This window comes from Methylobacterium sp. 37f (assembly GCF_023093475.1).
Lineage (GTDB): Bacteria > Pseudomonadota > Alphaproteobacteria > Rhizobiales > Beijerinckiaceae > Methylobacterium.
In genome coordinates, this window is sequence record NZ_JAGHKN010000011.1 from 45,094 (window position 1) to 71,509 (window position 26,416).

The 26,416-nt window shown below is 68.8% G+C and carries 21 protein-coding genes; 15 read left to right on the forward strand and 6 right to left on the reverse strand.

Features of this window, described 5'->3' with window-relative positions; genetic code table 11:
- The first annotated feature begins 48 nt into the window (after nucleotides 1–48).
- The 7 genes from infB (at nucleotide 49) to J7U37_RS09695 (ending at nucleotide 8,914) form a co-directional block, all read left to right on the forward strand.
- Nucleotides 49–2,970, forward strand: a complete 2,922-nt coding sequence (gene infB / locus J7U37_RS09665) for a translation initiation factor IF-2 (protein ID WP_247635578.1) — start codon at nucleotides 49–51, stop codon at nucleotides 2,968–2,970.
- Nucleotides 2,971–3,279: 309 nt separating this feature from the next.
- Nucleotides 3,280–3,714: a 30S ribosome-binding factor RbfA gene (gene rbfA / locus J7U37_RS09670; RefSeq protein WP_056484291.1), complete on the forward strand. Its 435-nt coding sequence runs from the start codon at nucleotides 3,280–3,282 to the stop codon at nucleotides 3,712–3,714.
- Between the two features lie 161 nt (nucleotides 3,715–3,875).
- Entirely contained in the window at nucleotides 3,876–4,904 is a 1,029-nt protein-coding gene (truB, locus tag J7U37_RS09675) for a tRNA pseudouridine(55) synthase TruB (protein WP_247635579.1), read from the forward strand.
- A gap of 209 nt (nucleotides 4,905–5,113) precedes the next feature.
- Nucleotides 5,114–6,637, forward strand: coding sequence for a pilus assembly protein (locus J7U37_RS09680; protein WP_247635580.1), 1,524 nt, complete (start codon nucleotides 5,114–5,116; stop codon nucleotides 6,635–6,637).
- On the forward strand, nucleotides 6,634–7,224 hold the full coding sequence (locus tag J7U37_RS09685) for a TadE/TadG family type IV pilus assembly protein (RefSeq protein ID WP_247635581.1): 591 nt from the start codon (nucleotides 6,634–6,636) through the stop codon (nucleotides 7,222–7,224). Before J7U37_RS09680 ends, J7U37_RS09685 begins: the two co-directional genes overlap by 4 nt.
- A 77-nt stretch (nucleotides 7,225–7,301) precedes the next feature.
- A complete protein-coding gene (locus tag J7U37_RS09690; protein ID WP_247635582.1) occupies nucleotides 7,302–7,811 on the forward strand; it encodes a TadE/TadG family type IV pilus assembly protein in 510 nt (169 codons plus the stop codon).
- A gap of 218 nt (nucleotides 7,812–8,029) precedes the next feature.
- Nucleotides 8,030–8,914, forward strand: a complete 885-nt coding sequence (locus J7U37_RS09695) for a transporter (RefSeq protein ID WP_247635583.1) — start codon at nucleotides 8,030–8,032, stop codon at nucleotides 8,912–8,914.
- A gap of 130 nt (nucleotides 8,915–9,044) precedes the next feature.
- Here the strand turns inward: J7U37_RS09695 and J7U37_RS09700 are convergent, their stop codons facing one another.
- Together J7U37_RS09700 and cueR are read right to left on the reverse strand one after the other, a co-directional pair.
- Nucleotides 9,045–10,217 carry a M20 aminoacylase family protein gene (locus tag J7U37_RS09700; RefSeq protein ID WP_247635584.1) on the reverse strand — a complete coding sequence of 391 codons (1,173 nt, stop codon included), beginning with the start codon at nucleotides 10,215–10,217 and terminating at the stop codon, nucleotides 9,045–9,047.
- A gap of 93 nt (nucleotides 10,218–10,310) precedes the next feature.
- Nucleotides 10,311–10,793 (reverse strand): Cu(I)-responsive transcriptional regulator, encoded by a 483-nt coding sequence (gene cueR, locus J7U37_RS09705; RefSeq protein ID WP_056484280.1) that lies wholly within the window; start codon nucleotides 10,791–10,793, stop codon nucleotides 10,311–10,313.
- A gap of 204 nt (nucleotides 10,794–10,997) precedes the next feature.
- Between cueR and J7U37_RS09710 the strand changes: the two genes are divergently transcribed.
- The 4 genes from J7U37_RS09710 (at nucleotide 10,998) to J7U37_RS09725 (ending at nucleotide 14,176) form a co-directional block, all read left to right on the forward strand.
- Entirely contained in the window at nucleotides 10,998–11,276 is a 279-nt protein-coding gene (locus J7U37_RS09710; protein WP_056179682.1) for a hypothetical protein, read from the forward strand.
- Nucleotides 11,277–11,363: 87 nt separating this feature from the next.
- Nucleotides 11,364–12,179, forward strand: a complete 816-nt coding sequence (locus J7U37_RS09715; RefSeq protein ID WP_247635585.1) for a transglutaminase family protein — start codon at nucleotides 11,364–11,366, stop codon at nucleotides 12,177–12,179.
- A gap of 73 nt (nucleotides 12,180–12,252) precedes the next feature.
- Nucleotides 12,253–12,603 carry a hypothetical protein gene (locus tag J7U37_RS09720; RefSeq protein WP_056179676.1) on the forward strand — a complete coding sequence of 117 codons (351 nt, stop codon included), beginning with the start codon at nucleotides 12,253–12,255 and terminating at the stop codon, nucleotides 12,601–12,603.
- Between the two features lie 553 nt (nucleotides 12,604–13,156).
- Entirely contained in the window at nucleotides 13,157–14,176 is a 1,020-nt protein-coding gene (locus J7U37_RS09725; RefSeq protein ID WP_247635586.1) for a helix-turn-helix domain-containing protein, read from the forward strand.
- Between the two features lie 224 nt (nucleotides 14,177–14,400).
- Here J7U37_RS09725 and J7U37_RS09730 read toward each other — a convergent pair whose 3' ends face one another.
- The 3 genes from J7U37_RS09730 to J7U37_RS09740 all read right to left on the reverse strand — a co-directional run bounded on the left by J7U37_RS09730 (nucleotide 14,401) and on the right by J7U37_RS09740 (nucleotide 19,381).
- Nucleotides 14,401–15,873 (reverse strand): serine hydrolase, encoded by a 1,473-nt coding sequence (locus tag J7U37_RS09730; protein WP_247635635.1) that lies wholly within the window; start codon nucleotides 15,871–15,873, stop codon nucleotides 14,401–14,403.
- Between the two features lie 266 nt (nucleotides 15,874–16,139).
- Nucleotides 16,140–18,647 (reverse strand): PBP1A family penicillin-binding protein, encoded by a 2,508-nt coding sequence (locus J7U37_RS09735; protein WP_247635587.1) that lies wholly within the window; start codon nucleotides 18,645–18,647, stop codon nucleotides 16,140–16,142.
- Between the two features lie 98 nt (nucleotides 18,648–18,745).
- Complete coding sequence (locus tag J7U37_RS09740; protein ID WP_247635588.1) at nucleotides 18,746–19,381, reverse strand: HdeD family acid-resistance protein; 636 nt, start codon at nucleotides 19,379–19,381, stop codon at nucleotides 18,746–18,748.
- A gap of 215 nt (nucleotides 19,382–19,596) precedes the next feature.
- Here J7U37_RS09740 and J7U37_RS09745 point away from each other — a divergent pair, with 215 nt between their 5' ends.
- Both J7U37_RS09745 and J7U37_RS09750 read left to right on the forward strand, forming a co-directional pair.
- Nucleotides 19,597–20,799 carry an HlyD family secretion protein gene (locus J7U37_RS09745; protein WP_247635589.1) on the forward strand — a complete coding sequence of 401 codons (1,203 nt, stop codon included), beginning with the start codon at nucleotides 19,597–19,599 and terminating at the stop codon, nucleotides 20,797–20,799.
- Entirely contained in the window at nucleotides 20,796–22,394 is a 1,599-nt protein-coding gene (locus J7U37_RS09750; RefSeq protein WP_056179664.1) for a DHA2 family efflux MFS transporter permease subunit, read from the forward strand. Before J7U37_RS09745 ends, J7U37_RS09750 begins: the two co-directional genes overlap by 4 nt.
- A gap of 357 nt (nucleotides 22,395–22,751) precedes the next feature.
- On the opposite strand, the gene J7U37_RS09755 is transcribed toward J7U37_RS09750, so the two are convergent.
- Nucleotides 22,752–23,975 carry a transglycosylase SLT domain-containing protein gene (locus J7U37_RS09755; protein ID WP_247635590.1) on the reverse strand — a complete coding sequence of 408 codons (1,224 nt, stop codon included), beginning with the start codon at nucleotides 23,973–23,975 and terminating at the stop codon, nucleotides 22,752–22,754.
- 314 nt (nucleotides 23,976–24,289) lie between these two features.
- Between J7U37_RS09755 and J7U37_RS09760 the strand changes: the two genes are divergently transcribed.
- Nucleotides 24,290–25,480 (forward strand): inositol-3-phosphate synthase, encoded by a 1,191-nt coding sequence (locus J7U37_RS09760; protein ID WP_056179656.1) that lies wholly within the window; start codon nucleotides 24,290–24,292, stop codon nucleotides 25,478–25,480.
- On the forward strand, nucleotides 25,480–26,403 hold the full coding sequence (locus J7U37_RS09765; protein ID WP_247635591.1) for an HD domain-containing protein: 924 nt from the start codon (nucleotides 25,480–25,482) through the stop codon (nucleotides 26,401–26,403). The genes J7U37_RS09760 and J7U37_RS09765 overlap by 1 nt, the downstream gene beginning before the upstream one ends.
- The last annotated feature ends 13 nt before the right edge of the window (nucleotides 26,404–26,416 follow it).

Consider the following 26,416-nt stretch of genomic DNA (forward strand, 5'->3'; position numbering starts at 1 on the left):
CAGTTTGCCGGTTCACGGGACGATGGAAACCCTCAGGGTTTGGACTGAATGAGCGATACGAACAATCCGGGCGACAAGACGCAGGCGAGACCCCCTTCGAAGCCGCTGTCCTTGAAGCGCCCGATCGAGCAGGGAACGGTGCGTCAGAGCTTCTCCCATGGCCGCACCAAGCAGGTCGTGGTTGAGACGGTGAAGCGCCGTGTCATCGGCGCGGCGCCGGCTGCACCGGCGCGCGAGACGACGCCGGTGGCACCGGCAACGCGCGTGGCACCGCCTCCGCCGCCCGCCGCTCCCCGTCAGGCGCAACGCTCTGCGAACGGCGTGGTGCTGCGGACCTTGAGCGAGCAGGAGAGCAACGCGCGTGCTGCTGCCCTTGCTGACGCCAAGCGTCGGGAGGCCGAGGCCCAGAAGCGTGCCGAGGCCGAAGCTGCGGCGCAGCGCGAGCGCGAAGCTGCCGAGCAGCGGGAGCGTGAGGCAGCCGAGGCTCGCAAGCGCGAAGATGAGGCTCGCCGCCGTAAGGAAGACGAGGAGCGCCAGGCTGCAGCCGAGGAAGCGCGCCGCGCCGCCGAGGCTGCTGCTCAGGAGGCTGCTAAGGCCCAGAGCACGCCTGCCGCTGCTCCCACCGTTTCCAAGACGGCGCCGATGCCGGCGGCCCCGACGATCGTTCGTTCGGCGCCTCCTGTGGCGGCGGCTGCACCCGAGCAAGCCGCTTCTGCTGCGGCACCTGCCCGTCCGGCAGCACCCACGCCTGCGGCAGCCCGTCCGGCAGCACGCCCGCCGCTGACGGCGCGCCCGGCCACGTCTGAGCCGCGCAAGACCATCACGGCCGACGTGCGCAAGCCGCGCGATTTGAACTTCATGGCTCGCCCTGCTCCAGCACCGGAGCCCGAGCCGACTACTCCGACGACGGCGACTGCGGTACGTCCCGCCGGCGGCGCAACACCAGCCCGTACGGCTGGGCGGCCGCAGGCTGCTGAGGAGGAGAGCGAGCAGAAGCGCGTGATCCGCCGCCCCGGCATGCCGCTTAAGATCATCACGCCGCCCAAGACCCCGAAGCAGCCGGGCGGCGATCGGAATCGTGGCCGCCTCACAATCGCCACCGCCACGTCGGGTGAGGACGAGCGCACGCGTTCGGTCGCCTCGTTCCGCCGCCGCCAGCAGCGCATGAGCGGCAACCGGCATGTGGAGCAGAAAGAGAAGCTTTCTCGCGAGGTGACGATCCCGGAGACGATCACGATCCAGGAACTCGCCAACCGCATGTCGGAGCGGGCTGTGGACGTTATTCGCCTTCTGATGAAGCAGGGTGAAATCCACAAGATCACCGATGTGATCGACTCGGATTCAGCCCAGCTGATTGCCGAAGAGCTCGGGCACACCGTGCGCCGCGTGGCGGAGTCGGACGTCGAGGAAGGCTTGTTCAGCGATGAGCCCGAACTGGAGGAGGATCTCGATCCGCGTCCTCCGGTCGTGACCATCATGGGTCACGTCGATCACGGCAAGACCTCGCTGCTCGACGCGATCCGAAAGACCACCGTGGTCTCCGGTGAAGCGGGCGGCATCACGCAGCATATCGGCGCCTATCAGGTCGCAGCCCCCAGCGGCGACATGGTGACCTTCATCGACACGCCCGGCCACGCGGCCTTCACCTCCATGCGCGCCCGTGGCGCCAAGGTGACGGACATCGTCGTGCTCGTGGTGGCGGCCGATGATGGCGTCATGCCCCAGACCGTGGAGGCGATCTCTCACGCCAAGGCGGCCGGCGTTCCGCTGATCGTGGCGATCAACAAGATCGACAAGCCCGAGGCGAACCCCCAGCGGGTCCGAACCGAGTTGCTCCAGCACGACATCCAGGTCGAGTCGATGGGCGGCGAGACCCTTGAATTCGAGGTGTCTGCCAAGACCGGCGACGGTCTGCCGGAGCTTCTCGAGGGCCTGCAACTCCAGGCCGAGATCATGAACCTGCGCGCCAACGAGACGCGCGACGGTGAGGGTACGGTCATCGAGGCCAAGCTCGATCGCGGTCGTGGCCCGGTGGCGACGGTCCTGGTCCAGCGCGGCACCCTGTTCACTGGCGACATCGTGGTCGCTGGCGCGGAGTGGGGCCGCGTGCGCGCTCTGATCGACGACAAGGGCGAGAACGTCCCCTACGCCGGTCCCTCGGTTCCGGTGGAAGTGCTCGGCTTCAACGGCACCCCCGATGCGGGTGACCGCGTCGTGGTCGTACCGAACGAGGCCCGTGCCCGTGAGGTCACCGAGTACCGCGCCCGTCAGAAGCGTGAGCGGATCGCTGCCCGTACCGGCGGTGCAAACCGTTCGCTGGTCGACATGATGCGCGACCTGAAGGAAGGCGCCGGCCGCAAGGAACTGGCGCTGGTCGTCAAGGGAGACGTGCAGGGCTCGGTCGAGGCCATCAACGGCGCCCTGGAAAAGCTCGGCAACGACGAGGTGTCGGCGCGGATCCTGCTCGCTGGCGTCGGTGGGATCACGGAGTCGGACATCACCCTGGCGGAAGCCTCGAAGGCCGTCGTCATCGGCTTCAACGTGCGAGCCCACAAGGAAGCGCGCGAGTCGGCCGAGAACAAGGGCGTCGAGATCCGTTACTACAACATCATCTACGACCTCGTGGATGACATCAAAGCGACCCTGTCGGGCATGCTGCCGCCGACGCTCCGCGAGGAGCGTCTCGGCGAGGCTCAGATCCTGCAGATCTTCGACGTGTCGAAGGTCGGCAAGATCGCCGGTTGCCGCATTCTCGACGGCGTGGTTCAGCGCGGTGCGCATGTCCGCCTGATCCGCGACAGCGTGGTGATCCACGAGGGCAAGCTGGCCCAATTGAAGCGCCTGAAGGACGACGCGAAGGAAGTCACCGCCGGTTACGAGTGCGGTATGTCCTTCGAGAACTTCCAGGATATGCGCGCCGGCGACACCATCGAGTGCTACCGGGTGGAGGAGATCCGGCGCACGCTCTGAGCGGCGATGCCGCTTCGGTATACCAGCGGGGTCGCGACGAGGTCGCGGCCCCGTTTCGCGTTTCGGCCTCCGAAAAGCAGGCCCCGTCGACGACCTATCGGCCGCGACGGGGAAACCTGCATGACAGGCCTATCTCCCGGGCGCCGATTTGCGTTAAGAAGTGCGCCTTCGGCGTCCGCTTCGTTTCGACCCGCTCAGGCCCTGGCCGCGCGGCGGCGCATCGATGTTCCGTTTCAGCAACGCTCGGATGAGCGTGACCGCGCCGGCCGGTGTCGAACCGCTTCGACGACAAGACGATCAGAATTCTTCATGGCCCAGAAACAGACCCCCACCGGACCCTCGCAGCGCCAGCAGCGCGTCGCCGAGCTGATCCGCCACGCGATCGCCGAGGTGCTCCAGCGCGGAGACATCCAGGACGCGGTGCTAAGCGCGCATGTCATCACGGTGCCGGAGGTACGGATGTCGCCGGACCTCAAGCTCGCCACCGCGTACATCATGCCGCTGGGCGGCCTCGACGAAGCCCCGGTGCTGGCCGCCCTGGACCGCAACAAGAAGGCGCTGCGCCAGGAGGTCGCCCGCCGGGTGAACCTGAAATATGCGCCCGACCTGCGCTTCCTCCGCGACGAGACCTTCGACGAAGCGGACCGGATCGACGCCCTGCTGCGGACTGATAAGGTACGGCGCGATCTCGAATCGCAGGCGCCGGGCGAAGAGGCCGATCCGTCGGACCCCAAAGCGGACTGAGGCGGTTTCGGCCCGCGAGAGCGCCGCCGGCACGAACCCGACCCGCACCCTGCAGGTTCTCCGGCCCAAGGCGGCGGAAGACCCCGACTCAAGACTTGAACGGGACGGATGACGGCGCAGCGCGTGCCGCCCGGCCCCTGTGATCAGTGACCGAGGATTTCATGATCAACGAACCGACCATCGAGCGACCCGAGGGCTCTCCCCCGCCAAATCCGGCGGACCGACCCGTGGCCGCCGAGGGCCGTCGCCCGCCGCGTGGTGCGCCGCGCCCGGATCGGCCGAAGCGCCGGGACGTCAATGGCTGGGTCATCCTCGACAAGGGCGTGGGCATGACCTCGACCCATGCCGTCGCGGTGGTGAAGCGCGCCTTCAACGCCAAGAAGGCGGGACATGCCGGCACCCTCGATCCCCTTGCCTCCGGCATCCTGCCGATCGCCCTCGGCGAGGCGACCAAGACGGTGCCGTTCGTGATGGACGGGCGCAAGGCCTACGTCTTCACCGTCACCTGGGGCATCGAGACCGACACTGACGACGCCGAGGGTCGTCCGGTCGCCACCAGCGAGGCGCGGCCGACCCGGGAGGCCGTCGAGGCCGCTCTGCCGACCTTCGTCGGCGCCATCGAGCAGGTGCCGCCGCGCTACTCGGCGATCAAGATCGCGGGCGAGCGCGCCTACGATCTCGCCCGCGACGGCGAGGAGGTGGTGCTGGTGGCGCGCCCGGTCCAGATCGACCATCTCGCGGTGGTCGAGCACAGCCCCGAGCGGACGGTGATCGAGGCCGCCTGCGGCAAGGGCACCTATGTGCGGGCACTCGCCCGCGACCTCGGGCGTCTGCTCGGCTGCTACGGCCATGTCTCGGCCCTGCGCCGTACCCGCGTCGGTCCCTTCACGGAGGCCGATGCCTGCCAGGTGGCGGCCTTGGAAGAAGCGGGACCGGACGGCAATGCCGGCTCGCTCCACCCGGTCGAAACCGCCCTGGACGCGGTGCCCTCGGTGCCGGTCTCCCGCGACATGGCTTTGCGCCTGATGCGAGGCCAGCCGGTGATCCTGCGCGGGCGCGACGCCCCGGTCGAGGGGAAGGCCTTCGCCACCTGCGGCGGCATCCTGGTGGCGGTCGGCGATGTCGAGCGCGGCGAGCTGGTCCCGCACCGGGTGTTCCATCTCGGCGGCACGGCCAATCGCTCGGACTGAGAGATCGGAGGAAGAAGGTGCGTTCTCGAACGCCCTTCTTCGGCTTCGGGACAGACGTCCGCCATCGCTCCTAAACAATCGATGAAAAAGACATGATCACGACTTCGGTTGTTCGAGCGCGTCGACACGACCAAACCTCGGCGTCTGTCTTAAGTGAATCGTAAATCTTCGTTGGCATTCGTCAGCTCAAGCTTCAGCTCGGGCGACGAATGCGCTGCGATATCTTTCGACGGTTCCGCAATGACGGACAGGGCGTCGTTGCGCTGATCTTCGCCCTGGGGGCGATCCCCCTGCTTCTGTTCGCCGGCACGGTCATCGATTACGGCGTCAAGTCGATGGCGCGGCAATCGGCACAGGGGGTGACCGACGCCACCGTGCTGTCCCTGGCCAAGCTGCCGATCACCACCACCGATGGCGACCTGTCGAGCAAGGCCGACGCGCAGGTGCGCGCCGCCCTGCTGAAGACCCCGATCGACGGTCTGCTGGTCCGGACCACCCGCAACGGCGACGACATCACCGTGACGGCGAGCGGCAGCACCCCGACCAGCCTGACGCGTCTCATCGGCCTCACCGGCATGCCGATCTCGGTCTCGAGCACGGGCCGCCGGGCCTCGGACAACCTCGAAATCGCCCTCGTGCTGGACAATACCGGGTCGATGGAGGGCGCCAAGCTCACCAACCTGAAGTCGGCCGCCAAGGATCTCGTCTCGACGCTGTTCAAGGCCGTAGACCCCTCGAAGCCGAATGCCCTGCGGATCGGGATCGTCCCCTTCTCGATGACGGTCAATGTCGGCCCGTCGAACACTACCGCCTCATGGATCGACACCGACGCCCGGTCCTCGGTCCACGGACAGATCTTCAATTCCGCCGCCAACCGCCTGACCCTGTTCCGGCAGATGGGCGTCACCTGGGGCGGCTGCGTCGAGGGTCGGCCAATGCCCTACGACGTGCAGGAAACACCCCCGAGCGCAGGCACGCCGGACACGCTGTTCGTGCCCTACTTCGCTCCGGACGAGGCGGATACGGAAATTTCTGAAAACCAAATGCTGAACAATTACCTGTCGGACGGCGTCTTCTGGGGCAGCGCACGCACCCGCCAGGGCCAGGTAAACAAGTACAGGTCCAGCCCGCAGCGAACCGGCCGCATCGACAGCGTCGCCGCGAATTATCTCTACGGTCCGAATTCCGGTTGCGAGTTGCAGCCCATCACCCACCTGACGACTTCGCAACCGACTCTCAACAACGCCATCGACGCATTGACCGTCCGGGGCGACACCAACATCCCGATCGGTCTGATCTGGGGCTGGCACGTGCTGTCGCCGCTCGGTCCTTTCGCCGAGGGGGCGGCCTATACCGACAGGACCACGCGCAAGTTCGTGGTGCTGATGACGGACGGGCAGAACCAATCTCAGATCCGCCCCAGCAACTCGAACAACTCGTTTTATTCGGGCATCGGCTACATCTGGCAGAACCGCATCGGCACGACCTCGGACGATCTGAACACCCGGCGCATCGCCATCGACAATCGGCTGTCGACGCTGTGCGGCAATATGAAAAGCGCCGGGATCGCGCTCTTCACGGTGCGGGTCGAGGTCTCGGAAGGCACCAGCGACATTCTGAAGAACTGCGCCTCGGGCAGCGACAAGTTCTACGACGTCCAGAACGCCTCCGACCTCAGCGCCGCCTTCAAGGCCATCGCGGCCCAGATCAGCGAATTGCGGATCTCCCGATGACGGGGCGCCTCATTCTCGCAGGCGTCAGGCCGGCGATGCCGCCCGTGGCCCCGGCCCTGCGCCGACTGGCCCGCGACACGCGCGGCGGGGCCGCCATCGAGTTCGGAATGGTGGCGGTGCCGTTCCTGCTTCTGCTCGGCGCGATCATCGAAGCCGGCATGCTGATCCTGGCTCAGCAGCTCCTCGACGACGCCCTCGATCGGGGCGGCCGCGCGGTCTTCACCGGCGTGTACCAGGACGCGGCCGGCACCAAGCCTCCGGTCGACCGCCTCGTGGCGGAGATGTGCCGGGGCCCGGTGCTGTTCGACTGCACCAAGCTGAAGGTCGAGATGACGACCGCGTCGACCTTCAGCGCCAATGCGGCCGCCTCGCCCTACGATTCCACGACCGGGACCGCGTCGTCGACCTTCGGCACGCGCTTCACCTGTCCGCAAGGCAGCGACATCGTGACGATCCGTGCGGCCGTGGTGATCCCGCGCTTCTTCGGCTTCACGGGAATCGTGGCGCTGCCGGTCTCGGCCACCGCCCAGATGATCACCGCGACCACGGTCTTCCGCGCCGAGCCCTATCCGGTGGGAACGTGTTGAGGCTGTGCCGGCGGGGTGGCCGGCGAATTCGCCGGCAGATTCGCCGGCTTGCGGGCGACCGGGCCGGGGTGAGCGCGGTGGAATTCGCCCTGGTCGCCCCCGTGATGATCGTGATCTTCATCGGAACGATCGAGCTGCCGCGGGCCTACGCCACCAAGCAGCGCCTGGTGCGCGCCACCCGCTCGATGGCCGACCTGATCTCGCGGGGCAGCCTGACCAGCGTCACCGACGTCTACGCGGCGGGCCGCGCGGTCATGTATCCCTCGGACGCCAGCGGGTCCGGCATCATCCTGACGGCGGCGGGCGTCTACCAGCTCGCCAACAAGTCCTACGAGGCAAGGGTGTGCTCCAGCGCCGCCGACAAGGCGACCAAGCGGGTCGCCAATGCCATCCTGGGCGAACCGCCGCCCTCCGAGGCGCGTGTCAACGCGCGCTACATGATGGCGGAGATGACCTACCGCTACGTGCCGATCTTCAACCTGTTCCCGGCCCTGAACGACCTGACCTTCTCACAGGTGACCACCTGGCCGGTCCGCTCGGTGACGGGCGCCCCGGTCGTGCTGCCGGGCGGGGCGGCTTGCCCGTAAGACACGAGGCCCCCGACAGCGTGCTGGCCTCAAGGCGTGCTGTGGCGGCAGGGTGACGGTGTTTCGCAATAGGGACTCCGCCTAACCCAGGATGGTGGCGGAGCACGAAGAACCGACCAGTTTCATCCCGGCGGGCCGTCGTTTCAGTGCGGCCCGGGAGCAGAGCCATGACGTCATCTCGGACGACCGGATCGCCATCGATCCGGGACGGCTCAACCTTGGGCCTCCGCTTGGTGCCGGCAGGTCTCGCCGCTGTGAGTCTCGCACTTCTGGGTCTCGCGCTGGATTCGTCCAACCGTCAGGCGCGGGCCGCGTCGGCGGCCGAGCCGGGCCAGACCGTCGGGCAGGCCCCCGGCGCGCCACTGCCGGTCGGCCTCTACTTCATCGACACGTCGAGCTTCGGCGTACGTGACATCGCGCCCCGATCGACCGATTCAAACATCAACCTGCCCTCCTTCGTCTGGGCGACGCCGGCCGAAGTGGCGGGCGGACGGCTGCAGTTGATCGTACTCCAGCCGATCGCCGTCTCGAGCACCGGTGGCGCACCCTACCAGAGCGGCTTCGGCCAGACCCTCCTGGCCGCGCAGGTGGCGTGGAAGCTCGGGAGCAACCTCAACTTCAGCTACCTGCTCGGCGCCTATCTTCCGAGCCAGACCAAGATCGTGATTCAGAACCCGGTCCTGCACCAACGCTTCGCGATCACCTACAACGGCGACGGCTGGAACCTGACGGCGAACTTCCTCTACGGCACCTATTTCGACACCACATCGCGCACGGGGGCGTACTACCCCGACTTCCTCAACCTCGATCTCACGGCGACGAAGAAGTTCGGCAAGTGGGAGGTCGGGCCGGTGGCGTTCGGCGCCACCGACCTGCCGACGCGCAATCCCGGCTATGCCCGCCAGGGCCAGTTCGCCGTGGGCGGTCTCGTCGGCTACAATTTCGGACCGGTGAACCTGCAGGCCTACGTCACCCGCGAGGTCGTCGAGCGGAACTACCGCGGCCTGGAGACGCGCGCATGGCTGCGTGCCACCGTGCCGATCTATCAGGAGAACGCCGAGGCGGCCCCCGCCGCGCCGCCGGCGATGATCGGCAAGTTCTAGGATTGGACAGGCCGGGGGCGAGGCTTTGCGGGGGAGCGGATTGACCGCCCTCCCCTGCGGAAGTCTGCGCCCGCGATACGCCCGGCTGGCGCCAGGATCTGTAAGGACTTTGCCCGGCTGGCGCCCGAGGCTAGTCCCGGATCGGCAGCCCGGTCTCGATCACCCGCGCCCACAACGAGGCGCCATAGGGCGCGGCGGCGTCGTTGAAGTCGTAATCCGGGTGGTGCAGGCCGGCGCTGTCGCCGTTGCCGAGGAAGATGTAGGCGCCGGGACGGTGGGCGAGCATGTAGGAGAAATCCTCCGCCGCCATCAGGGGCGCCACCGCGCGGTCGATCCCGGCCTCGCCGACGAGCCCGGCCGCCACGTCGGCGATGAAATCGGTCTCGGCCGGATGGTTCTCGGTGACGGGATAGCCGCTGTTGAAGTCGATTGTCCCGCGCGCCCCGAAGGCGGCCGGGACATGGGCGACGATCGCGCCGATGCGGTCCTGCATCAGCGCGCGGACCGGCTTCGACAGCGCCCGCATGGTGCCCCGCAGGGTCACGTCCTGCGGCAGGACGTTGAAAGCCTCCCCCGCCTCCAGGGCGCAGACCGAGACGACGGCGCTCTCCAGGGGATCGACGCTGCGCGACACCACCGATTGCAGGGCGGTGATGACGTGGCTCGCCACCAGCACGCTGTCGATCGCGTGGTGGGGCTGGGCCGCGTGGCCGCCCCGCCCCGTGATGGTGATGGTGAAGCGGTCGGTGGAAGCCATGATCGGCCCCGGCCGGATGGCGAAGGTGCCGAGAGCGAGGCCCGGGATGTTGTGCATGCCGTAGACGCTCTCGACGCCGAACCGCTCCATCAGCCCGTCGCGGACCATGGCCTCGCCGCCGCCGCCGCCCTCCTCCGCCGGCTGGAAGATCAGCACCGCGGTGCCGTCGAAGTCGCGGGTCTCGGCGAGGTATCGGGCGGCCCCGAGCAGCATCGCCGTGTGCCCGTCGTGACCGCAGGCATGCATCTTTCCCGGGACCGTCGAGCGGTAGGGCAGATCGCGCGCCTCGTGGATCGGCAGGGCGTCCATGTCGGCACGCAGGCCGATGGCGCGGTTCGATCCGTGCGCCCGCCCCCGGATGAGGCCGACGACGCCCGTGCGGCCGATGCCGGTGACGACCGCGTCGCAGCCGAAGGCCCGCAGCTTCTCGGCCACGACGCCCGCCGTGCGGTGGACGTCGTATTGCAGCTCCGGATGGGCGTGGAGATCGTGGCGCCAGGCGGCGATCTCATCCGCGAAGGCGGCGATCCGGTCGAGGACGGGCATGGACAGCGACTTTCGCGAGGCGACGGCTCTCAGGACGGACTGCATCCGGAACGGGACGTCATCGATCCAGCAAACAAGAGGCCAGAGACGCGGTCAACGCGTCCGGTGCCCGGATGGCGCTCCTTCGGCGCGATGATCCCCCCGCGCCAGTGTCGCGCCGGGGGAGTCCTGGGGTCCGGCCGCGAGGTCGTCGAGGATCGGGCAATCCGGCCGCGCGTCGCCGCCGCAATGGGCGGCGAGATCCTCCAGGGTGCGGGCCATGCCCGCGAGGGCGTCGATCCGGCGGCGCAGGTCGGCGACATGGGCAAGGGCGAGCTGACGCACCTGCGCGCTGGCCCGGGAGCGGTCGTGCCACAGGCCGAGCAGGGCCCGGATGTCGTCGATCGCGAAGCCGAGGTCGCGGGCCCGGCGCACGAAGCGCAGGGCATGCAGATCGGCCGGTGCGTAGAGCCGGTAGCCGCTGGCCGTGCGCTCGGTCGGCGCCAGCAGCCCGATCTCCTCGTAGTAGCGGATCATCTTGGCGGAGACGCCGGTGGCGCGGGCCGCCTCGCCGATGGTGATCGCCTCCGCGCTCATTCCCAAAACTCCAGTGGGGGGACGGAACGCTCGCCTGCGCGCTCATCGGCCCGAGGCGTCGAAAGAGGGTCAAGCCCCGCGATGCGAACGCGCGAGGTTTTCCGCCCGTTTCCCGATGCGCTCTGCTAGAGTAGCGCATTCGGCTCATGAGAGGGGGACCCATACGGGACCCTCCGGTGAACTCGCCCTTCGAGAGGAACACCCATGACCCGCGACAAGCCCACGGTCGACGCGCCCGCGCTGGAATACTCGCACCTGACCGGGCGCGCGACCCAGGCGGGCATCACCGTGACGGTGAACGTCTATCGCTCCGCTCACAGCGAGGATCCCTGGACCCTGGAGGTCATCGATCCGGCCGGCTGGTCGACGGTCTGGAGCGAACCCTTCGCCTCCGACGAAGACGCCCTCGACGCCTTCATGGAGGCCGTCGAGGATGCGGGCGGCATGTGCGATTTCCTGGAGCCGCCGCCCACCCTGCACTGACGCCCCCGCGCCGACGCGCCTGTGCGCGTCGCGCCGGCCGCGCGGCAGGACGGCAACACGGCACGCCCCCATTCCAGGAGAGACCCGATGCGCATCCTCGTCGGCTGCGAGATGACCTACCTGTTTCCCCAGCCCACCCCGGTCATCGCCACGCTCAACGTCCACGCGTCGCGGGTCTCCGACCTCGAGCGGCCGGACCATCTCGTCACCAGCCCGTCGGTGCCCCTGGAGGGATACCGCGACAGCTTCGGCAACTGGTGCCAGCGCATGACCGCTCCGGCGGGCACGCTCACGCTGAAGACCGAGACCGTCGTGCGCGACGGCGGCAAGGGCGACACGCTCAAGCCGGACGCCAAGGAGACGCCGATCGGACAGCTGCCCACGGACAGCCTCCTGTTCCTCCTCGGCAGCCGCTACTGCGAGACCGACCGCCTGTCGCAGATCGCCTGGGACCTGTTCGGCCACCTGCCGCCCGGCTGGAGCCGCGTGCAGGCCATCTGCGACTACGTGCATGACCGGATCACCTTCGGCTACGAGCACGCCCGCGCGACGCGGACCGCCTTCGAGGTGTTCGAGGAGCAGCGCGGCGTCTGCCGCGACTACGCCCACCTCGCCATCGCGTTCTGCCGCTGCCTCAACATCCCGACCCGCTACTGCAACGGCTATGTCAGCGACATCGGCCTGCCGCTGCCGCACGCGCCGGGCGACTTCGCGGCCTGGATGGAAGTGTTCCTCGACGGGGGCTGGCACACCTTCGACCCGCGTAACAACGCCTCGCGGATCGGACGCATCCTCATCGCCTATGGCCGGGATGCCGCCGACGTGCCGCTGACCCTGACCTTCGGCGCCAACACCCTGACGAAGTTCGTGGTCACGACCGAAGAGGCTCCGGCCGCGGCCTGACATCCACCGCGCGCCGCCCTTCATCCGGCGGGCGCCTCACCCTCCCTGTCCGACAGCAGAAAGACTTTTCGACGTGGCTAAACCCGACCTTCTCGCCGAGAACTTCTCCATCCCCGACCTGAAGGGCCGCCGGCCGGACCGCGTCGAGTATCTCCGCGGCATCTACCTCAACATGGTCCCCGACCAGGCCAAGAACCCGACCCTGCGGGTGCGCCTGAGCCGGCTCGGACCGGACGCCCAGCCGGCCTACCGCATCGAATGCGACGACGCCGACGGCAACACAGTGGTGCTGGGCTGGTACCAGGGCGACAAGCACAAGCCGCTGACGAAGAAGCTTCAGGAGAGCGAGGAATCGACCTGGAGCCGGGCCACCACGAGCTACATCGAGCTGCGCACCCTCCATAACCGCGAGATCGGCGTCTGAGACCCGCTCGCGGGAGCAGAGCGTTCCGATAGCCGAGCGCCCGCGCGGCGCTTTTGAATCCGCCATCCCGCAAGGGGTCGGCGGATCGGGCCCGAGCCCTGTACCTGCTCTTGGGTCCGACATGAGAGCGACCGGCGGGCAGGTTCGCGTGGCGAATGCGAGTCGCCTCACGGCCTCAGGACACGACCCATCGTCCTGCCCAGGCACCACATCGGTCGCGCCATTGTTGCCCACGCCGTTGCCGCCCACACCGGTGCGTTCGTTCCGGACGGCGCTGACGACGCGGTCCGCCCGTCATCGAACCGGGCGGACCTCTTCGCCGGGAGGTCCAAACGGAAACGGGCAGCCTGGACTCTACCCCAAGCTGTCCTGCCGCTGGCGACCCGGTGTCGCCACGGATGCCGGCTTGCGATGTCGCGCAACGCAGCCCCTCGACTTGCGTGCGACGGCTTCGCGGTCATCGGACCGGACACAAGTATTTGTCTTGCCCGACCAAACGACGTCATGCTCCCGTGCTTCGCCAAACGGGTCGGATAGCGAAGGATTTGGCTCGTTGGGTGCAGACGACACCACGGCCGAGGCTGGCCTGCCGCACTTCTTCCTGACGACGTCCGGCTTGCCGCCCGGAGAGGCCTTCGAGCGATGGCGCACGCTCCTGGCGCCGATGTACGCGGTCAGCCCGACCACGCCATCCGCCCCACTGCCGTTCGGCAGCAACATCGCGTACCCGATCGACGACCTCGTCGCGCATCGCACGCTGCTCTCGACCCAGCGGCTCCAGCGTGATCGCCGACGTGTCGAGGCCGGTCCCGACCACTACATCGTCCAACTCTACCGATCCGGACGCTTCCAGGGCACGGTCGCCGGCAAACCGATCTCGGCCTTGCGTGGCACCGTCACCCTCATCGGCCGCCGTCACCTGCTCGACGGCCTGCTCGACCGGGCCGATGCGATCGGCATTGCCGTTCCCTGCACCCGCCTTCACGGGCTGCCGCTCGAAAAGCACGACCTGCTGTTCGATCCGGTCCGCAATCGGCTGCTGGCGGCGCGCATTCTCGACATCTATCGCCGATTGCCGACCACACGCGCCGCCGAAGCCCCGGCTCTGGCCGATGAGTTCGTGACCTTCCTGCACCGCCTCCTCGATCGCTCGCATGCCACGGACGTGCTGGACGGCCGCGAACTCGATGGCGGCCTGATGGCGCTGGCCAGGATGATCGTACAAGCGAACCTGTCGCGCCCCGATCTGTCGCCTGAATTCATCGCGGGGCAGATGCTGGTCTCGCGGTCCACGCTCTACCGGCTGTTCGAGCCGGAGGGCGGCGTGATGCAGTTCGTAAGAGGCGAGCGCCTGCGGGCGGTGCGCGACGCACTCGCCGATCCCATGGAACGGCGCACCATCGGCCGATTGGCGGAGGTCTACGCCTTCAGCAGCGTATCGCTGCTCAGTCGCAGCTTCCGCAACCGGTACGGCGCCCCGCCCCAGGCTTGGCGTGGCGAGCGTCAGGCCGTCCGGCGGATCAGCGGTCAGGGAACGGTGCAACATGTGTGGAAGTGGCTACGCGAAACCTGATGCCGTCATCCGAGGGTGTGCCGCACGTTCGGTGCGTTGCGACGGCGTGCGTATCCCGCACGCTGTGAGTGGCGTCCGCGGGAAAGCACCGGCAGCGCGGGATGACGTCGACGAAAAGCGTTTATCGCCCGGAAGTCGACTGTCGGACATTCGCCCGAAACAGCCATTCATCGAAGAAAGCCAGGCATCAAAAAACCCAAGACGAACCAAGCGCCCAGCGATCCCTAATCCGGTACGCGCGCGAGGGTGCCGAGGCCGTTGCTGTCGAGGGCGTCCACCGTCACCGCGTCGGCCTGGCCGCCGCGTCCGATCGCGAAGCGGATCGCCGAGGGGCGGTCGGGCATCTCCGCGTCGGGGAAACTGGCGAAGCGGTCGCGGTCGACGTGGCGGAGCGGATAGGTCCGTCCGGGCTGAGGCCCGAGCGTCAGGGTCAGGGCGCCGTCCACGGCAGCCACGACGGCCTCGCCGGCATAGGCGTTGGCGTAGCGGCCCATATAGGCGGCGAGCGGGAGAGACCCGGTGGCATCCGCCGGCGCGGCGTTGGCGGCTTTGGCGGCGGCGAGGCTCGGCGCGAACAGGCCGCCGTAGGCGGCGCCCCATTCCTGCAGCCAGGACCGGGAGACCTGCCCGTCGAAGACGAGATCGGCGAAGCTGCCGGCGAGGCCTTCGGGCACGCCGGACGGAAACCCGTTGGTCAGCACCACGAGGCCGAGTTTCGCGCCCGGATGGATCGCCACCAGCGTCTGGGCGCCGACGCTGAACGCGCCGGCATGACCCCAGACGGTGCCGTGACGGCCATACTCGACATTCCAGCCGAGCCCGTAAAACGAGGCGCCGCCGGTGACGGGATTCGGGCCGCGCGCCATCAAGGGCTTGTGCATCTCGGCCAGGGCAGCGGACGGGATGCGCTGGCGCCCCTCGAACTGTCCCGCATTGACGACGAGGCGCAGCCATCGCGCCAGGTCACGGGCGCTCGAACTGACACCGCCGGCGGGTGCCTGCGCATCCGGATCGCGGGTGAGGCGGGCCACCCAGGCGTCGGCGACCCGGACGTGCAGGGCCGCCCGGTCGGGGCGCGCCAGGAAGTCCCGGTGCACCATGCTGGTCGCATTCATGCCCAGCGGATCGAAGAGGTGTTCGCGGGCCACGATTTCCCAGGGCTTGCCGGTCGGGCGCGCGGCCGCGATGGCGCCCTCGGTGAAACCGAAATTGCTGTAGGCGTAGCCCGCGCGAAAGCTCGACGACGGCCGGACCAGCCGCAGCCGGGGCAGGATCGCATCGCGGTTGAAGCCGAGATCCTCGAGATCGTCGCCCGCGCTGCCCGGCAGGCCGCTGCGGTGATTCAGGAAATCCCGCACCGTGACGGCGGCGGTCGGGTAGGGCTCGGAGAGCCGGAACGCGGGATCGAGATCGGCCACGCGCGCATCCCAATCGACGAGCCCGGCCCCCACCAGGGCGGCCACCACCGTCGCGGTCACCGCCTTCGACAGGGAGGCGACCTGAAAGACCGTGTCGGGACCGACCGGCTCGGGCCGGCCCGTTTGCCTGAGCCCGAAGCCCTCGACAAATAGCGTCTCGTCGCCGAGCACGACCGCGATCGCCACGCCCGGCACCTCGCCCGCCGCGACAGCCCGCTGCGCCAGCGCGGCGAGGGCGGGCAGCTTCGCCACGACCTGCTCGCGGGTCGGCGCCCGCATCCCCGGGAGAGCCTGCGCCAGAGCGCCACCGGGCGCCGTCAGGATCGCGGCGAGCACGAGACCGGTGGGCAAGAGGCGGGCAGGCAAGAGGCGGGCAAACAGGAGGCGGGCAGCGACGTGGAGCCGGGTGAGGCACACCATGGACAGACCAGTTCGATTCCGGTGAAGTCCGGCGCCGAGACTGGATACCAGGTGTCTCGATAAGTCTATCGGCGAATCGAACGGTCTATCGGTCTTCCGCGCCATCTACTGATAGACGAAGCGCGCTATCGGCGACTCCACAGGCCGGCCCGCTCGGAGCGGGCCTGCTCCTCGGCCGCCAGGAGGTCGGCGGGGGCGTCCTCGGTGGCGCGGGCGCCGCCGGCCGTGAGGATCAGGGAGGCGAGGTCGTCGCCGTCGATCTGGCAGCGGAGCTGTTCGCCGGGGCCCTCGGTGGCGGGCATGCAGGTGACCTCGCGGCGGCGCAGATAGCGGGCGAGCTGCCGCGCCAGGGCGCCGCCCTCCCCCTCGACGCCGGCGAGCCGGACGGTGCGGCCCCGGAACGCCAGGGTTCCGGTGTCGATCACCTCGGGCACGCCGCGCACGGTCGCGGCGGTCCCCGAGGAGGCGTTGGGCTGGGACGAGACTTCGCGGGCGGGCGGCGGCTCGGCGCGGGCCGCTTCCCCCCGGGCGGTGGAGGGACGCTTGCGACCCTTGGCCAGTTGCGCGGTCGCCCGCTGCACGAAATCACGGAAGAGGCTGGCGGGCAGGTCGCCGCCGCCGACCCGGTTCATCGAACTGTTGTCGTCGTTGCCGACCCAGATGCCCACGATGAGGTCCGGCGTCATGCCGATGAACCAGGCATCGCGGTAATCCTGCGTCGTGCCGGTCTTGCCTCCGACCGGCAGGCCGGAGACCCGCGCCGCCTTGCCGGTGCCGCCATCGACCACGGCCTGGAGCGAATCGAGCATCATCGCCCGGCTCTCGGTGGGGATCGCGGTGCCGCCCTTGGTCTCGGCCCGCAGGTATAGCGGCTGCGGCTGGGCGCCCCGGATGGCATGGACGCCGTGCGCGTCCACCGGCACGGTGCCGGCCAGCACGCCCGCATAGGCACGGGTCATCTCCAGCAGCGTCACCTCGGCCGAGCCGAGAGCCAGGCTCGGCACGTTGGGCAATTCGGAGGTCACGCCCATCCGGTGCGCGGTGGCGATGACGGCCGGAATGCCGACCTCGTCGGCGAGCTGCGCCGCCACGGTGTTGATCGATTGCGCGAAGGCGCTGCGCAGGGGCATCGCCCCCTTGAATCGGCCGGTGGCATTCTGCGGCTCCCAATCGCCGATCTGGATCGGCCGGTCGACCAGCACCGTGTCGGGATTGAAACCGGTCTCGTAGGCGGTGAGGTAGACGAACAGCTTGAACAGCGAGCCGGCCTGGCGCTTGGCCTGGGTGGCGCGATTGAACTGGCTGTCCTCGTAATCGCGACCGCCCACCATGGCGAGGATCGCGCCCTCCTTGTTGAGGACCACCATGGCGGCCTGGCTCGCCTTCTTCTTGGCGCCCTCGGCATCGAGGCGGCGGGCGACGACGCCCTCGGCCAGGCTCTGCAGATCGAGGTTGAGGGTGGTGCGGACCGTGACGTCGCCCGGCGCGTCGGCGAGCTTCTTGGCTTCGGCCGAGACCATGTCGAGGAAGTAGTTGGTGCCGGGCGGCGTCTCGGGGGGCGTGCGCAGGGTGATGGTCTGGGCGCGCGCCTTGTCGGCCTCGGCGGCCGTGATGGCCCCGGTCTCGACCATGGTCTGCAGCACCACGTCGGCGCGCTCCTTGGCGCCCCCGAAGTTCCGCGTCGGCGCCAGTTGCGAGGGCGCGCGCACGAGGCCGGCCAGCATCGCGGCTTCGGGCAGCGTCAGGGCCTTGGCGCCCTTGCCGAAATAGCGCCGGGCGGCGGCGTCGACGCCATAGGCGCCCGCTCCGAAATAGGCCGTGTTGAGGTAGCCGAGGAGGATCTCGTCCTTCGACATCGTGGCTTCGAGCCGCAGGGCGAGGAACGCCTCCTGGATCTTGCGGCGCAGGCTCTTCTCCTGATTCAGGGAGGTGAGCCGGGCATATTGCTGGGTGATGGTGGAGCCGCCCTCGCGCACGCCGCCGCCGATGGCGTTGCGGTAGAGGGCGCGCAGGAAGCCGCGCGGATCGATGCCCCAGTGCGAGCGGAAGCGCCGGTCCTCGATGGCGATGATCGCCTGCCCGAGATGGGCCGGCATCTCGGCGGCGGTGAGCTTCTGGCCCTGGAACACCCCGCGCGTGGCGAAGACCCGTCCGTCATCGGCCTCGACGGTGATCGCCCGCTGCCCGGTCTCCGGCACGACGCCGCCGAGCGGCGGCAGGGTGGCGAAGCTGTAGAGGACGAGCCCGGCCAGGAACACCAGCGGCAGCAGCACGACGGCAAGCGCGGCCGCGACCCAGGGCCGGCGCCGCAGGCGACCGGCCAGGGAGGCGGCCGTGCCGGTCGCGACGGGGGCAGGAGCCGGATCGGCCGACGGCATCGCGGCGGGCGGGCGCGCGCGGATGCGGTGGGCGAACCCTTTCCAGGCGGGGCCGGCGGCCTGTGCCGCGCCGGCCGCACGGCGACCGGCGCCCCGCGCGGCACCCAGGGCCAGCACGCCGAGTTGTCGACCGAGAACCTTGGCCGCGGCCGCGGCCTCGCGGGCGGCCGCCCGGGTATCCTCGGGGGGCGCCGGCGTCGTCCGGGGCGGGTCCGCCCTCTCGTGGCTCGGGCGTTCCGGGTCGAGAGAGGTCATCGGGGGCCATGATCACGGACAAACGACGCGCGACGGCTCGGCGCCGCACGGTCTCGGCCCCGGTTCTAGACCATGTCCCGCGGCCAAGGCTACGCCGTTCAGGACCGCCCGAGGGGCGCCGGACGACCGGCTTCGGCGTGGCGTCCGCGCAGGCGCAGACCGAGGATGACCAGCAACACGCCGAAGGCGACCGTGTAGGACCCGATCCACCAGGCCAGCACCAGCGCGGACATGCCCGGATTGATCAGCAGCGCGATCCCGAACAGGATCGACACCACCCCGCCGAGCACCAGGAACCAGCGCCCGTAATGGGCATGCAGGCGGAACCCGGCCGCGACCATCAGGCCGCCGGTGACGAGAGCCCAGAACGCCACGAGGTAGACGAAGGCCCAGACGGCGGCGGCCGGCACCATCACGGCGGCGATGCCGACGACGATGTCGAGGAGCCCTTCTACCAGCAGGAAGCCCCAGCGCTCGTGCCGCTGCGCCGCCCGCACCGAGGCGACAATGCCCACGATGCCGTCGACCAGCATGTAGGCGGCGAAGAACAGCACCAGCGACAGCACGAACGCGCCCGGCGCCACGAAGGCGACGAGGCCGAACAGGATGGCGACGACCCCGCGCAGGGCGACCAGCCACCAGTTGCGGGCGAGCACCGTGCTCATCGCGTCGAGCCTCGGGGTGCCCCCCGGGCTGGCTCTGCCGGGAGAAGACAGGGGAGAACCGGTCGCCATACGAACCTCCTACAGGTTGCAGGCGGAGCGTCCGCCTCGCCCGTGAACGCATCCGGAAATCGGGACGTTCCGTGCGGATCAAGACCAAAACGTCGAATGTCCGGAGGCGCCCGGGAACAATCCGGAGCGCTACTTCTTGTTGTCGCCGAGGTGGGAGTTACGGGCTGCGCGGTCGGGAACCGGGCGGCCCCTGGATGCGTGCGGACGGTCAGCCGATGCTTCAGGACCAGCAGACCGGGCGGCGCCAGCCGGCACGGGACAGCGCGACGCGGCCTTCGGATCCTGAAGGCAAGGCGCCCGGGGAATCCGGGGCGGACGAGGCGAAATCGTCGCCCGATGGTGCGAGCGCCGAAGACGAGGCCGCCCACGGCAGGAACTCCGAGACGAAGCCGAACATCCTGCGCCGGCATCCATTCTGGGCGCTCGGAATCGCGGTGGCTTTCGTGGCCCTCGCGGTCGGAGTCTATCTGTACTGGCTGACCGCCCTGCACCCTTACGAATCCACCGACGACGCCTTCGTGGATGCGCGGCAATTCTCGATCGCCCCGAAGGTCGCCGGCTACATCGTCGACGTGCCGGTCACCGACAACCAGCACGTCGAGGCCGGCGCCGTGCTGTTCCAGATCGACAGGCGCGACTACGACGTGGCTCTGGCGCAGGCGCAGGCCCAGGTCGCCTCGGCCGAGGCCTCGATCCGCAACTTCGAGGCGCAGATCGAAGGCCAGAAGGCTCAGGTCGACGCGGCGCAGGCGGAGGTGACCCAGGCGGAGGCATCCCTGAAATTCGCCCGCGAGGACGCGGCCCGGTATCGCGACCTCGCCGAGAAGGGCGCCGGGACGATCCAGCGCTCGCAATCCTCGTCCTCCACCTTGGAGCAGCAGCAGGCCGCCGACGATCGCGCCAAAGCAGCTCTGACGGCGGCGCGCACGCAGGTAGGCGCCCTCTCCGCCCAGAAGGCGGGCGCCGAAGCCAGTCTGGCCACCAGCAAGGCCCAACTGGCCCAGGCCGAGCTCAATCTCGGCTACACCACCGTCACGGCCGCGCAGGCGGGCCGGGTGGTCCAGCTTTCCGGCGCCAAGGGCCAGTTCGCCCAGGCCGGACAGACGCTCTCGACCTTCGTGCCCGACGACATCTGGGTGATCGCGAACTACAAGGAAACGCAGATCACCGACATGCGGCCGGGTCAGCACGCCGACATCGAAATCGACGCCTATCCCGACCGCAGGATCACCGGCCACGTCGATTCAGTGCAGCCTGGCTCCGGAACCGCCTTCAGCCTTCTTCCCGCCCAGAACGCCACCGGCAACTACGTCAAGGTGGTCCAACGCATCCCGGTGAAGATCGTCGTGGACCAGTGGCCGACCGACGTCTCGATCGGTCCGGGCATGTCGATCGTGCCGCGCGTGCACGTGAGATGAGCGCCGCGGACAGCGGCGCGTCGGCGAAGGCCCCGGGTGGCCACAATCCCTGGGCCATCGCCCTCGTGGTCTCGCTGGCGACCTTCATGGAGGTGCTCGACACCACCATCGCCAACGTCGCCCTGCGCTACATTTCCGGCGGTCTCGCGGTGGGACCGGACGAGGCAGCCTGGGTCGTGACGAGCTACCTCGTCGCCAACGCCATCGTGTTGACGGCTTCGAGCTTCCTGGCCAAGCGCTATGGCCGCAAGGCCTTCTTCATGTGGAGCATCGCGCTCTTCACCGTCGCCTCCGTGCTGTGCGGCTTCGCCTGGAACCTCGAATCGCTCCTGGTCTTCCGGGTGCTCCAGGGTCTCGGCGGCGGCGGCATGGCGCCGCTGGCCCAGTCGATTTTGGCCGATTCGTTCCCGCCGGCGAAGCGGGGGCAGGCCTTCGCGCTCTACGGCCTCGCCGTCGTGGTGGCGCCCGTGATCGGCCCGACGCTCGGCGGCTGGCTCTCCGACAACGTCTCCTGGCACTGGTGCTTCCTGATCAACGGCCCGATCGGCCTCATGGCGCTGGGGCTGATGCACATGCTGCTCGAGGACCCGCCGGGAGCGGTGGAGGAGCGCAAGCGCCTGCGCCGCGAGGGCGTGCGCTTCGACCTGATCGGGTTCCTCCTCGTCGCGACCTTCCTGGGCGCGCTCGAGGTCGTCCTGGACGAGGGTCAGCGCAAGGACTGGTTCGGCTCGAACTTCATCGTGGTGTTCGCGGTGATCTGCGCCGTCGCCTTCGTGGCGATGATCCCGTGGGAGCTGACCCGCAAGAACCCGGTGGTCGACCTTCGCCTCCTCGGCAGCCGCCAGTTCGGCTCGTGCTTCCTGGTAATGATGGCCACCGGCGCCATCCTGATCGCGACGACGCAGTTCGTGCCGCAGCTGGTGCAGGAATATTTCGGCTACACCGCGACGCTGGCTGGGCTCGTGCTGGCGCCCGGCGGCCTCGTCACCGTGCTGATGATGCTGGTGGTCGGCCGCATTTCCGGCAAGGTGCAGCCGAAATACCTCATCGCGATCGGCGCCGCGATCGTCTCGGCCGCGATGTACGACCTGACCCGCCTGTACGGCGATACCAGCTTCTGGTTCTTCGCCTGGTCGCGCATCTATATCGGTATCGGCCTGCCGCTGATCTTCATCTCGATCACGGCCGCATCCTACGACGGCATCGCCAAGTCGCAGACCGATCAGGCCTCGGCCCTGATCAACGTCGCCCGCAACGTCGGCGGCTCGATGGGCGTGAGCCTGGCTCAGAACGTGCTCGCCTACCGGCAGCAATTCCACCAGAGCCGTCTCGGCGAGAGCATCTCCAGCGCCAACCCCAACTATCAGGAGGCCCTGCGCACCGCGACGCAGTACTTCCAGACCCACGGGGCCAGCGGCGTCGAGGCGCAGAACCAGGCCATGGCCTGGATCGGCCAGCAATTGCAGACCCAGGTCGCCTATTGGGGCTACATCGACGTGTTCTGGTCGCTCTGCCTCGTCTCCGGGGCGGCGGTGCCGCTCGCGATGATCCTGCGCAACGTCAAGCTCGGCGGCGAGACGCCGGCCGGGCATTGAGCACGGACATGCGCGGCGATTGACGACGACTGCGCATCAGGGCGCCCTCTCCCGCACAGCAGGGGGATCGCAGATGGCACCGCACCGTCATTCCGGGGCGCATCAGGCGAGCCCGACCCCGAAGGGGCGCGCCAGCGGCGTGCAATCCAGATCCGCCGACGGCGCAAGGTCTTGCGCGACCTGTGCTTCTGGAACCCGTGATCCGCCGCGCGGCCCCGGGATGACGGCGTGCCGCAAGGGGGTTTCCGACAAGCGAAACGGCTTCTGCAAATGCCCTGCTTCGACGGGAGGGAGACCCGCGATTGATCCTGCCGGACCGGTGCTCAAGTCGGCGGACACGCACGGGGTGAACAGGCCTCACTCGGCGGGCGCCAGCGCCTCGGTGACGTGGACGCGCTTGCCGGCCTCCGCCGGCGCCGGGTCGGTGTCGATCTCGGTCAGTGTCACTTCGGCCTTCGCCTCCGGGGCCGCGAGGGCACCGACGCCTTCGTAGCGGTCGAGGCGGCGATCGATCATGCCGCCGATTTTTTCCCGGACCTCCGCGACGGTGAGGCTGCGGCGACCCTTGCCGGCCTTCTCGGTGAACAGGCTGCGGTTCGCCTTGGCGGCCGCCTTGAACACCTGCTTGGCGACCTGGTCGGGCTTCTCAGCGGTGAGCGCAAGGAAGCGGCCGGCGCTGGCCGTCCCGAGAAAATGCGCGAAGTACAGTTCCGCCGTCGACAGGTCGCGGCCGATGCGCTGCTCGATCCGGCCCTTGTCGCGGTTGATCAGTTCGCCCGCCATGAGGGCCGCGATGTAGGGGTCCTGGCGCAGGCGCAGCACGCGGGTGCGGGTGGCCTCGTCGGGAATCGTGATCGCGCTGCCGCGCCCCTTAACGGCCGCCGCCTCGTCGGCGAGCCCGTGCCGGGCGCCATAGGTGCGGATGAGTTCGAGCCAGGTGCCCGACAGGAACTGGAACAGGCCTTCGGCGGAGGAGGTCGACGCCTTGACCGTGGTGGAGAAGCTCGACTCCTTGTCGGCGAGCGCCATCATGTAGGCCGGATCGACGCCGGTTTCGGTCGCGGCGCGCAGAATGGTGTCGACGATCTCGCGCCGCACAGCCATGTCGCCGAAGCGCAGGTGCTCCGCCCCACTGGCATCCCGGCTCGGAGCGAGGGCTGCCAGATCGCTCTCGATCAGCGTCAGAGTGGCAGGCTCCTGCTCGATAACGGGAACCCCCGCCCAATCGGATGCGTTGGAGGTGTCGCGCGCAAGATCCGAAACAAGATCCAGGACCGGTGCGGTTTGGATCGGCGCAGCGCTTTCACGGGCCAGGGCCTGCGCCGTCAGGGCGCGCTCGTCGATCCGGTCGTGGGCAGCGGCTGCAGGTGCCAGGGCATTCTGCGGAAGGGCTGCGCCCAGAATGGCGCCCGCCAGGAGCGTGGCGAGGGTTCGGCGGCCGAGAGCGGCGAAGTTCCGGCGCGCACGGCGCTCGGTCCGGGGCAGCCACGCCACGGTATCGTCTGCATTGAAGGTCTCGTTGGGCACGAGACGGCTCACGTCGTCGGCGCAGAGCGCCGGCTCCGGGAAAACCCCCATCATTGGTCCTTGTTCGTACCGCTGCCTTCGTGGGCGCGGCTTCGTTGTCATTCAGCGAGAGGACGTCTCGCCGGTCGCTGTGACCAGAATGGGACAGCTCCGTGATTCAACGATGGCAGCCTTAACGTTGAGTTAAGCCATTGTATTTACGGATTTTTAACGATTCGTTCGGCCGTCGTTCAGTCATACCGCGTCAAAAAGGCGTCCTGGCCAGGGTTGGAACGCAACCCCGGAAGCCCAGTTAGTGAGGGCTGAGCGGAATGGCCCCCGGGTTGGGAATGGCTCCCGTTCGACCTGAAGAAGGAAGCCGTTTTCCAATGAGCATGCAGACCGGTCGCCGTGTCGGCGTTGCGTTCGTTGGCATGGGTGGCGCTGTCGCCACCACCGCCATCGCAGGCATCGAGATGATCAAATCCGGATCGAACCGCCTCGACGGCCTGCCCCTGGCGGGCGTCTCCGTCGCTGGAATGGCCGATTACAAGGATCTCGTGTTCGGCGGGTGGGACCTGAACGACGACGACCTCGGCTCCGCGGCCACCGGCCACGGCGTCCTCTCCGCCCAGGACATCGAGAACGGCGCCCAGGTCCTGAAGGGCATCAAGCCCTGGCCGGCCGTCGGCAGCGCCAAGTTCTGCAAGAACATCGAGGGTGCCAACCGCATCGTCGCCAAAGACCACCGTGAGGCGGTCTCGGTGATCGCCAACGATCTTCGCCGCTTCAAGGCCGAGAGCAACCTCGACGAGGTGGTGGTCATCAACCTCGCCTCCACCGAGCGTTGGCCCGACCTGTCCGATCCGACCCTGAACTCCACCGCCGCCTTCGAGAAGGGCCTCGACAGCAGCGACGAGTCGATCAGCCCGGCGATGCTCTACGCCTATGCGGCGATCAAGAGCGGCGTGCCCTACGCCAACTTCACCCCGAGCGTGGCGGCGGATGTGCCGGCCCTGCTCGAACTCGCCAAGGACCTCAATGTCCCCGTGGCGGGCAAGGACGGCAAGACCGGCCAGACCATGATGAAGACGGTGCTGGCCCCCGCCCTGAAGGCGCGCGCCCTGCACGTCGATGGCTGGTTCTCGACCAACATCCTCGGCAATCGCGACGGCCTCGCGCTGAACGACAAGGACTCGCTCCAGTCGAAGCTGAACACCAAGGGCACGGTGCTCGACTCGATCCTCGGCTACCCGGTCGAGGACCATCTGGTCCACATCCACTATTACCGCCCGCGCGGTGACGACAAGGAAGCCTGGGACAACATCGACGTCACCGGCTTCCTGGGTCAGCGGATGCAGATCAAGGTCAACTTCCTCTGCAAGGACTCGATCCTGGCGGCCCCCCTCGTCATCGAGATCGCCCGCGTTCTCGATCTCGCCAAAAAGCGCGGCGACGGTGGCCCGCAGGAGCAGCTTTCGAGCTTCTTCAAGGCGCCCATGGTGAAGAACGGGCACGGCCCCGAGCATGATTTCGGCAAGCAGCAGACCATGCTGCTCGATTGGCTCGGCGCTCACTGATGACCGCTCAGACGGAGGGCGCCGGTCCTGCGGCCCCGCTGGCGCTGCGCGCCCTCCTCGTCGAGGTCAACGACCTCAAGCGCGTGCATTCGGCCGGGCGCACCGGCTCGATCGCCGAGCGCCTGTTCGCCCAGGGCTGGGGCGCCCTCACGGGGGGCGCCCCGCCCGAGGCGGTCGCCCTCGACATCACCGCCAAGGCGCTTGCGGCCGCCCGCCTCTGCGATCTCGACGCGGCCTTCCTGGCCTCGGCCGGTCTCGACGAGGGGGCAGTGGCGGAGGTGCTGGTCTCCGGCCTCGATGCGGTCGCCGACAGCGTCGATCCGGCCCTGCGGGACCGCCTCCGGGCGGCCCTGCGCCAGCCGGCCACGTTCGTACAGGGTCCCCTGCCCGGCTTCGTCGCCGCCCTGGCCCATCAGCCCCGGGCCGGCGTAACCTGCCCGGGCAAGCCGCGCATCCTGCTCGAGCCACCCGAGAACCACGCCGAGCATTGCTTGATGGTCGCGGTCTACGGCGTCGTCCTCAGCCCGTTCTACCGGGCCGACCCGACGCAGGTGTTCCTCGCCGCCATGGCGCATCATTTCCACAACGCCGCGATGCCGGATGCCGGTTTCACCGGCGAGATGCTGCTCGGCGACCACCTGCTGCCGATCATGGCCCGGACCACGCAATGGGCGCTGGACGAACTCGACCCCGCCCTGCGGGAGACGATGGAGCGGGCGCGGGCCATCCTGCCGGACGATGCCACCGCCGAGGGCCGCGCCTTCCACGCTGCCGACTGCATCGACCGCGTGCTGCAGATCGCCCAGCATCTGCAGGCCGCGAGCCTGACCATGGGCACCGTCTTGGACGACATGGAACTCGTCCATGCGGGGCCGGTGAAAGGCTTCCACGATCGGGTCCTCGCGGACATGCGGATCCCGTGATCAGACCTCGCGA